We start from the raw sequence: 9,770 nt of genomic DNA on the forward strand, positions 1-9,770 counted from the left end.
GTAAAGTTGAAAAAGTTACCGATGCTGAAAGCAAAGTAACTGAGTACAGGTACGATGGTAACGGCAATCAAATTGCCGTTATCGATGCCCGCACCAATAAAACCGAATACCGCTACGATAGTAAAGGTCAGCTTGTTGAAACGATTTATCCCGACTATACTCTCAGCGATCCCGCTGACAATCCCCGTACAATTAACATTTACGATAAGGGCGGACGTTTGCGGGCAACTATCGACCCAGACAAGCACGCAACTCACTACAATTACGACGATGCGGGGCGGTTAGTTGAAACGATTTATGCGGATAAAACCGATACGCTGGCTCAGTTGGTAAGTGCGATCGCGCCCGGTAAAACTCCTGCTACAATTGATTGGACGCAGGTAATTTATCCTGACATTGCACCTAATTTCTTGTCTGACAATCCTCGCAGCAAAACTGAATATTACAAAAATGGTGATGTCAAAGCTGAAATCGACGAAAGGGGAAATCGTACCGAATACCGCTACGATAATAACGGTCGGTTAGTAGAGGTTATTTATCCCGACGACACTCCGGATAAGTCGGATGACAATCCTCGAACAAAGACAGAATACGATAACTCGGGACGGACTGTCGCTACTATCGATGCTTTAGGTTGGATAACTCGTTACGAGTACGATAATTTGGGACGGTTGGTGAAGACTGTTTATCCCGATACTACTCCCAACAATCAATTAGACAATCCAACTTCCCAGACTGAATACGACTCTTTGGGACGCCGCATTTCTGCTACCGATGCTGCTGGAAAAACAGTCAAATACGAATACGATGATTTGGGTAGATTGACTGCTGTCGTGCAGACTTTGAACCAAGCTGGAACCAATCCAATTAATTTGAGAACCGAGTACGGTTACGATGAAGCTGGGCGGTTGATTTTGCAGAAGGATGCTGAAACCCAACCGACTGAATTCGAGTACGATAAAAACGGTCGTCGGGTAGCCGTAGAGTTACCGCTAACTCAAAGGTCGGTTACTACTTACGATGAGGTAGGAAATGTTAAGACGGTAACTGATTTTAACGGCAATACTGTTACCTACGGTTACGATGCTGAAAATCGTTTGACTTCCAAGCAGTTTGCTGCTGGTAGCGGTGAATCTCCGGTTACTTTTACTTACACGAGTGGCGGACAACTTAAGACTGTTGATGATGCCAGGGGGACGACTACTTTTAATTACGACGAATTGGGCAGGTTGGTATCGAGAATTGACCCGGATGACCCTTATTTGGCAAGCGGGGCGACGATTGAGTATGAGTACGATAATGCGGGAAATCGTACTGAAGTAAGGACTCCGAATGGGGTGACGACTTACGAGTATGACGAGCAAAATCGCTTGGAGAAAGTGATTGACCCGGATTTAGCTGAAACGAAATATTTCTACGATGCGGGGGGGAATTTAGAGCGAACTGAATTACCGAATGAAGTGGTTGAAACTCGGAAGTACGATGAGTTGAATCGGTTGAAGTTGTTGCAGTATCAAAAAAATAAGGTGCCGCTTCAAAGCTTTGATTATACGTTAGATCCTGTCGGGCATCGCAAGGTTGTTACGGAACAAAACGGGCGCCAGGTTGAGTATGAATATGATGATTTGTATCGCTTGACAAAAGAGACAATCTTTGCAGGGGGAGGTATTGAGAGGACGGTTAGTTACGGTTACGATGCTGTGGGGAATCGGTTGACGAAGACTGATTCTCTTGGTGGGGTGACGAGTTATACCTACGACGATAATGACAGGTTGAAGACGGAGGAATTGTGGCAGAATGGAATGCTTGTTGGCAGCATTAAGTACGGGTACGATGATAATGGGAATACTAAAACTCGAACTAAGAAAGATGCTGCGGGTGTTGGTGAAACCGTAACTTACGATTGGAATCAAGAGAATCGTTTGGTTGGGGTACAAAGCTCTAATGGGGATGCGATTTCTTACAGTTACGATACGGATGGAGTGAGGGTAAGTAAGACTGTTAATGGGGTGACTACTGAGTTTTTGGTTGATAAGAATCGGGATTATGCTCAGGTTTTGGAGGAGAGTGTTAATAATGTTTTGAGTGCTAGTTATGTGTATGGGTTGGATTTGATTAGTCAGGAGAGGGGGAGTGCTGATTCGTTCTATTTGGTGGATGGGTTGGGCAGTACGAGGGGGTTGACTGATGGGAGTGGGAATGTTACTGATAGTTATAGTTATGATGCGTTTGGGAATGCGATCGCGTCTTCTGGTAATGTAGAAAATGACTACTTGTTTGCAGGAGAACAATTTGATGAGGATTTAGAGCAATATTATTTGAGACAGCGGTATTACAACCAAAATAGTGGGCGGTTTACGAGACGGGATACTTATGAAGGTAGCTTTGAAGATCCGATGTCGCTGCATAAGTATCTTTATGGCAATGCTAATCCAGTCACGTATACTGACCCTACTGGTTTGTTTAGTGCGGGTGAGGCTCAAGCGGCTGCGGATATTGCTAACACTTTAGCTGGCATACAGTGGGAGAGTGGACAGTATCTCATCGGAGCTACTTTAAATGATGGTGAATATGCTATTAGTGATATTCTTAAAGTTGTTGCTACGGGATTAGCGAGTCCTGCTGCTTTTTGGCTTATTAATAAAGCTTTAAGTCGTTTAATTTCAAAACTTCGTCCTACTGCAAATTCCTTTGCTAAATTTGCAGAAGAAGTTGAAGAAGCATGGCATCCAGGTTCTAGCAGTAATTCTCTTGAGGGGTTTTTAAAACATTACAATAAACACTATGAGCGAGTAAATGCAACAGATCCAGAACAATATTTGAGAAAAGCCCTTGAATTCAAGAGGACAGCAAAAAAAGGAGTTAAACCTATGCCTGTATCGGGAGCAACACCGGGCGTTAAAAGGTATTCAAAAAATGGTAGATTTATAGATTTAGAGCCAGGTGGTCGCATCATATCTTTTGGATCGACTGATGATTGGGATAATTACTATTAATCAAAATATATGCTTCTTTGACAGGAGGTGTATTAAAGTTTAAAATCAATACTGTGTTGTACTTTTGCATTTAAAGTTTCGCTTAACTAAAGTAATAATGGAGAAAACAGATGATTCATGAATTTTTTCTAATCCGAGAAGAGTTTGACTATAACCAATATGCAGATACTGATTATCTAAACAACTACATTCGCAAACAATCTAATGTCAAACTTCACGATGATTTTGTTCAATACATCTGGGACACATTACAATGGATACCTAGTTTTAACCCAGAAACACCTCAAATAACTAAAATCTATGGATTAAATTATTATGGAATAACAATAATCAATAAAGAAGGCTCGAAAATGTTTCATCATGTAATGGAATCCTGGGCAAATTTATTTTCAAAAGCTCCTACTAAATTCAATTTAACTGGTTCATGGGTAGAAGATATCGATAATCAAGGATTAGAGACGAAAGGAAACTACCAAAATATTGAGTTCCAAAGAGATATATTAGTTAATAAATTAAAAACTTTGGCTACTTATGCTAATCAAGCAACTAGGGGTGAGTATTTTATTCTTCATTGGGGAATATAATACTTCTCGGTTGTTTCTATTATTCTGAGGAATGTTTATCTAGTTTCCCCGAACCCAGCGATTACTTTGGTATCCTGGATCGTCCCACAAGTAAGAATATGGAGTATGACTACGACTCCGAAGGTAAAACCATTGCTAGCAGAACCTCCCAAGGTAACAATCAATCGATGAGTTATGATTCCTTGGGACGGGTTACATCAATGACCGACCCATTGGGAAATATAACTTCCTATCGCTACGAATTGCCGCCAACATCCGGTCAAAATAACAATTCAACTGCATCGTCTGTTGGTTCAGTTGTAACTCGCATTGATGAAATTACCTTACCCGACAATACACCAAATAACAGCAGCGACAATCCCAAAGTCATCAAAAAATACGACTCTGCCAATAACTTGATTGTAGAAGTTTCGACTACTGGATTAGAAACCCGCTATATCTACGATGAGTTAGGTCGTCTAGCAGAAACAATTCTACCGGATTTGACGCCCCTGACTTGGGATGACAACAAGAGAGTCAAAACGGAATACTCAGCAGCCAGTCGTATCAAAACTCAAACAGATATTTACGGCAATAATGAGGCGTATTTTTACAACGACATCGGTCAACTAATTCGTTCAAAAGATGTTCTTGGTAATTACACCACTTACAAATACAACTCAGGCGGACAAGTTGAGTCAGTAACTGATGATTCCAAAAATCATACAACTCGCTATGTTTACGATGAATTCGCGCGAATTAAAGAAACAATCTTTTTTGACAATTCTAGCTTATCGCTGACCTACGACGAACAAGGACGGGTTAAAACCGAGACTAATGAACTCAACCAAACCACCACTTACGAATACGATGCTTACGGCCAAATCCAAGCGGTTATTAATGCCCTGAACGAACGCACGGAGTTTGAATACGACAAGCGTCGCAATTTAGTTTGAGTTACCGATGCACTCAATCACAGCATCCGTTATAAATACGATGAATAGGGACAGAAAGTTGAAACAACTTTCCATAATGGCGATAAAATCTTGATGGGTTACGACGATTTTGGTCGCATCATCAGCGTCACCGATGAGAATTTACACGCAACTAAATACGCTTACGACAATCTCAGTCTGTTAACGGAAGTTGAGGAAGCAAATAAAGCTAAAACTCTATACACCTACGACAATTTGGCAAGATTAACCGAGATTACAGATGCCAACAAAAACGTCACCAAATTTGAATACGATGACTTTTTCCGCCCAAAAGCAACCATTCTGCCAATGGGACAGCGGAATCAAACAGTCTACGATAAATTCGGGCAAATCCTTAGCGAAACTGATTTTAACGGATCCACGATTAACTATACCTACGACACCCTCGGACGTTTAGACACAAAAACATTCACAGACCCCAGAATCTCGCCCGTTTCTTATACCTATGACCCTGTTACGTCGCAATTGCGGACTGTCAAAGATGGACGCGGTGTAACGCAATACGCTTACGATACTCGCGACCGATTAGAAACAACTACCACGCCTGACTTGAAAACCGTCGGTTACGGCTATGACTTGTTAAATAATATTACTTCGTTGACAACTGGGGCGGGAACCACTACCTACGGTTACGACCAACTCAATCGCTTGGATACAGTCAAGGAGGGAGAGCGCACTTTAGCAGATTACGATTACGATAAAGTTGGTAACTTCATTCAGACTAAACTTGCGAACGGTTCGGTAGAATCGCGCCAATACGATACCCGTGACCGATTAACTGAGTTAACAACTAAAAACGTCACGGGTACTCCTTTCTCTGGTTTTAAGTACACTCTTGATGCTGTTGGCAATCGCAAGCAGGTTGAAGAATATAACGGTCGCACTGTCGATTACACCTACGATGAACTCAATCGGTTGACGGAGGAAAAGATTGCTGATGCTGCTGTCGGAAATCGGACTCTTGGCTATGGCTATGACTTGGTGGGGAATCGCTTGACCAAAACTGATACTTTAGAAGGGCCAACTACCTATAATTACGATAAGAACAATCGCCTCTATAGTACAACGCAAGGTCCGAAGGTAACAGACTTTACCTACGATAAGAATGGTTCCCTAAAAACTCGGTGGTCGGGAACTGAGACTGTTACTTATGACTGGATTAATGATGGTGAGAATCGCTTGGTTGGGGTGAACAACGGTACGTCTGGCTCGGGCTCGCAGTTTGTCTACGATGCTTTTGGTAGCAGGGTCGCAGCTATTAATAATGGGGTCAGGACGAATTATTTGACGGCTCCAATTTGGAGTTTACCTGAGGTCTTGATGGAGTACGATGCGACGGGAGCGGTTAAGGCTGATTATACTCAGGGTGTGGGATTGGTCAGGTCGCGTCATGATGGTAGGGAAGGGTTTGTTCACACTGATGGATTGGGTTCTACTAGAGCAATTACGGATAATGTTGGTTTGGTAACTGACCGCTATACTTATGATGCTTTTGGAGGATTGTTAAACCAAACTGGGACTTTTAGTAATTCTTTCCAGTTTGCGGGGGAACAGCGGGATAGTGCTACTGGATTGGATTATTTACGAGCAAGGTATTATGACCCTAGTTTGGGAAGGTTTATTTCTAAGGATGCTTTCCCTGGGTATTTAGATGACCCGATGAGTCAGCACGATTATCAATATGCTCATGCTAATCCGGTTAGCAATACTGACCCCAGCGGCTATTTCACGATGGGCGATGTGATGGCTACGCTGAGTACAATGTCTTCACTAGCTGCGATTGGTGGTGTTAGTTTCGGTACGGGATATATCGCTGGTGCGGTTGCGAATGGGGCTAGCGGTGAAGAAGTTTTAGGAATGTTTGGAGAATGGGGTGCGGGTTTTGCCAACGGTGTATCTAGTGGTTATTTAACTGATGTTTATGAATACTCTAGTGGGAATAAGATTGAACCGAATCATGCGATGCTCTACAATGCTGGAAATGTGGCTGGGATTGGGGTTTCTTTTCTAACTGGGATGAAGGCTACTACTTGGGCTACTACTGCGATGGGGCCTTTGAAGTGGGTAGGTGTTGGGCTAGGTGCGGTAGATACGGCATTCAATGGTTATGGTGCAGCGATTGCTACTAATAATCTTAATCAGAGTTGGCAAAATAATGGTAAGTTTGAGATTGAGGATGCTTGGAATCTGACGGCTTACGTGCCTTTTGGTATAGCGGCGATTAAGGGTATTAAGGGTTTATTGGGTGCTAGTAATTTACCTAAAAATGGTATTCAGGATGTTAATGATGCCCTGAAAGATACTCAACAGGCGGTCACAAAAGCGGGGAATTGTTTTGTTGCTGGTACGGAGATTCTGACTACGGAGGGGATTAAGAATATTGAGGATATTCAGGTTGGGGATTGGGTGATTGCTGATGACCCTACTACTCCTGGGGGGATTGAAGTGAAGGAGGTTTTGGATACTTTTGTGCGGGAAACTGATGCACTGGTTGACCTTTATGTGGATGGGGAGGTGATTTCTACTACGGGTGAGCATCCTTTCTGGGTGTCGGATAAAGGGTGGGTTGAGGCGAAGGATTTAGTTGTTGGAGCGTTGTTGCAGACGGAAGATGGTAGGATTGTTGATGTCGATCGGGTTGAGAAACGGGAAGGTAAGTTTGAGGTTTACAACTTCAAGGTTGAAGATTTCTATACTTATTTTGTCTCCGATTTGGGGATTTTGGTTCATAATGCTGACTATAATAAAGTCTTGAGGAGATACATTGGTGGCCCTCCTGCTGGTATGACAGACCCACACGCCCATCACATTTTGTACAAGAAAGGGAGAGGTGCAGTTCAACAAGCATTAGTTAAAGAAGGGCAAGATATTTTGATAAAACATGGCATAGATCCGATTTTGGGACCTGAGAACCTTACCTGGGCACCAAATCGAGTTCCAGGGCAACACGCAACTAAACCACTGCAAGATATTGTTGATAGGCTTAAAGCTGTTGATGCTGCTGGTGGAGGCTATGATGATATTGTCGAAGTTCTCCAGGAACATGGAGACATTGCAGCAAGGAGGTAATAGCAATGGCTGAAAAAACATTTGTTAAGGATATGTGGGATACAATTCGACAGGGAGACTTGAATCGAGTTGTGGCTTTAATTGAAGCAGATAGAGAGCGTTTACACATGACAACTGTGTTTGGTACTTGGCTGCAGTTTGCCGCAAGTCATGGAAAGTTAGAAATTGTCAAATATCTCGTTTCGCAAGGATTAGATGTCAACGCACGCAGCGAGTCTGGTAGTAGTGGATATACTACACCAATAAATGCAGCAGCCTCTAAGGGACATCTTGAAGTAGTTCGATATTTGCTCTCTTGCGGAGCAATTCTTGATGTCAGCAGAGGCGGACAGGAAAATCCCTTATTTGGAGCAGCCCTTAAAGGATATGCAGAAGTTGCCAAACTGTTGATTGAAAGTGGAATCGATGTGAAGATTAAGTACAATACAAAAACCATGAAAAACATGGATGCGCTCGCGCTGGCTTATGAATCGGGACAAGCTGAAGCGGTTAAAGTTTTGAGGCCTTATTCCCTCGGCGAACCAGTATTTTGGTCTCGCACGTGTTATTATGCTCCTGTTGTTGACGATTGCTATGTTTTTCAGGGCTGGAAAATTTTCGATCTCCAAGGAAATAGACTAGGCATATACGACTCAAATGCAAAAACTCGAATCAAGGATTAAAAAATGTTTTCTATTAGTTTTATTCAAGACTCCCTCCAACGCCAAGGAAATAATATACAAGTTGGCGAAATAATTATTGGCGGATTTAGAGAGTTCTTTCACTCATCCTTGTCTTATTGGAATCAACAGCAATATTTAAACCAATGGAGAACTGGAATTAATAGAATATGTATGGGCGAAGTAAATTCATCTCTGATTACAGATATGTATGACCCAAATTCATCTAATATCGTCCAGTGGTGGGTTTTACGTTGTGATAAAGATCTAGTCCGTGTCCGTAATGAACTCCTATTTTTAGGAAATTTAAAGCAGCCCTTTATCGAAGCAGATATTTACAACTATATTGAAGAGCGACCAGCAGTAAATAAGAAGGGTAAAAAAATATCAGAATGGGAAGTAAATATATCTGATTTACATGATTTTTGTTTAAAAAATTCCGAGAATAATCGGTAAATAAGTGCGACATATTCAGCACAAACTAACTTTTCCTTACCCTGTAAAAAAGCGATTCAGATAGTATAAATTTAACATGTGCGATTCGTTTAACTTAAATGAGTAGAAATACTCAGGGACGGTTAGCCTAATCAACCGATTAGGACAACTGATTACATATCTAGGTGCAGGATACACAAGTCCATAGTCCTAGCCCGCAAGTGCTGCGGTGAAAGCATATCCCCTATGTTGTTGGGTAGCAACCAACAGGGTAAAGCGGGGATAAAAAGCAGAACTACTGGTAGCCGAAACTGGTAACTGTCGAGCAAGAGTTCATGTGTAGCGAAAGCAAAGATGTGTCTGAACCATCGTTAATTTAGATGGTCTAACGGCTAAATCAAGAATAAACCCGTTGTAAAATACGGTAAAGACTGATTAAGACGCCCGCCAAAAGGCAAGGATAGGGCATAAGCGATTATGTTTTCGACTTATAAGCACCGCCCAGAAACCCGGTGGATAGCATCACACTAAACACTCTAACAATGTGTACTCGGAACAAAGTAACTCTCATATATTTCTGGAAACAGGTCGATTGCCCAGTAAGTAGCTAACGAATAATATATGAGAGAGGGATTGTATCAGAAGCCAATGCTCTGCTGTAACGACAGAGATATGCAGACAGATACACGGTATCTTCAAAGATGGAAACTAAGTCGCAATGAATATGTCTAAAACGCGGGACAACCTGACGGTGGAATGGAACAAAATCAATTGGCGAAAAGCTGAAAGATTGACGTTCAAGTTGCAAAAACGTATCTATCGAGCAAGTGAACGTGGCGATGTTAAAGCAGTTCGGAAGCTTCAGAAGACCTTGATTAATTCATGGTCTAATAAGGCTATAGCAGTACGGCGGGTCACACAAGATAATACTGGCGTGCGACGTGAGGTCGTACATTAGGCGCATCTGCGCTGAATAATGGACTGAAAAATAAATAACTTGATGAATTACTAAGTTTGAGGTACGGCTCTATAGTTCCATTTTGGCAAGTATTC

General features: G+C 42.1%; 6 protein-coding genes and 1 pseudogene. All 7 read left to right on the plus strand.

From position 1 onward, the window contains the following. A partial coding sequence (locus QUB61_RS35645) for an RHS repeat-associated core domain-containing protein (protein ID WP_333190362.1) occupies nucleotides 1-2,996 on the plus strand: 2,996 nt, incomplete at its 5' end. Nucleotides 2,997-3,106: 110 nt separating this feature from the next. Further along, nucleotides 3,107-3,580, plus strand: a complete 474-nt coding sequence (locus QUB61_RS35650; RefSeq protein ID WP_333134625.1) for a Coagulation factor 5/8 type-like protein — start codon at nucleotides 3,107-3,109, stop codon at nucleotides 3,578-3,580. A gap of 98 nt (nucleotides 3,581-3,678) precedes the next feature. Further along, nucleotides 3,679-4,515 (plus strand): hypothetical protein, encoded by an 837-nt coding sequence (locus QUB61_RS35655; protein WP_333134623.1) that lies wholly within the window; start codon nucleotides 3,679-3,681, stop codon nucleotides 4,513-4,515. Between the two features lie 93 nt (nucleotides 4,516-4,608). Next, a complete protein-coding gene (locus tag QUB61_RS35660; RefSeq protein ID WP_333134621.1) occupies nucleotides 4,609-7,623 on the plus strand; it encodes a polymorphic toxin-type HINT domain-containing protein in 3,015 nt (1,004 codons plus the stop codon). 5 nt (nucleotides 7,624-7,628) lie between these two features. Further along, complete coding sequence (locus QUB61_RS35665) at nucleotides 7,629-8,285, plus strand: ankyrin repeat domain-containing protein (protein ID WP_333134619.1); 657 nt, start codon at nucleotides 7,629-7,631, stop codon at nucleotides 8,283-8,285. A gap of 3 nt (nucleotides 8,286-8,288) precedes the next feature. After that, nucleotides 8,289-8,738: a hypothetical protein gene (locus QUB61_RS35670; RefSeq protein WP_333134617.1), complete on the plus strand. Its 450-nt coding sequence runs from the start codon at nucleotides 8,289-8,291 to the stop codon at nucleotides 8,736-8,738. A gap of 703 nt (nucleotides 8,739-9,441) precedes the next feature. Then, nucleotides 9,442-9,651: pseudogene (locus QUB61_RS35675) on the plus strand (reverse transcriptase N-terminal domain-containing protein); the annotation flags it as partial. Nucleotides 9,652-9,770 lie beyond the last annotated feature (119 nt).

The organism is Microcoleus sp. C2D2 (assembly GCF_036702495.1).
Classification (GTDB): domain Bacteria; phylum Cyanobacteriota; class Cyanobacteriia; order Cyanobacteriales; family Microcoleaceae; genus Microcoleus.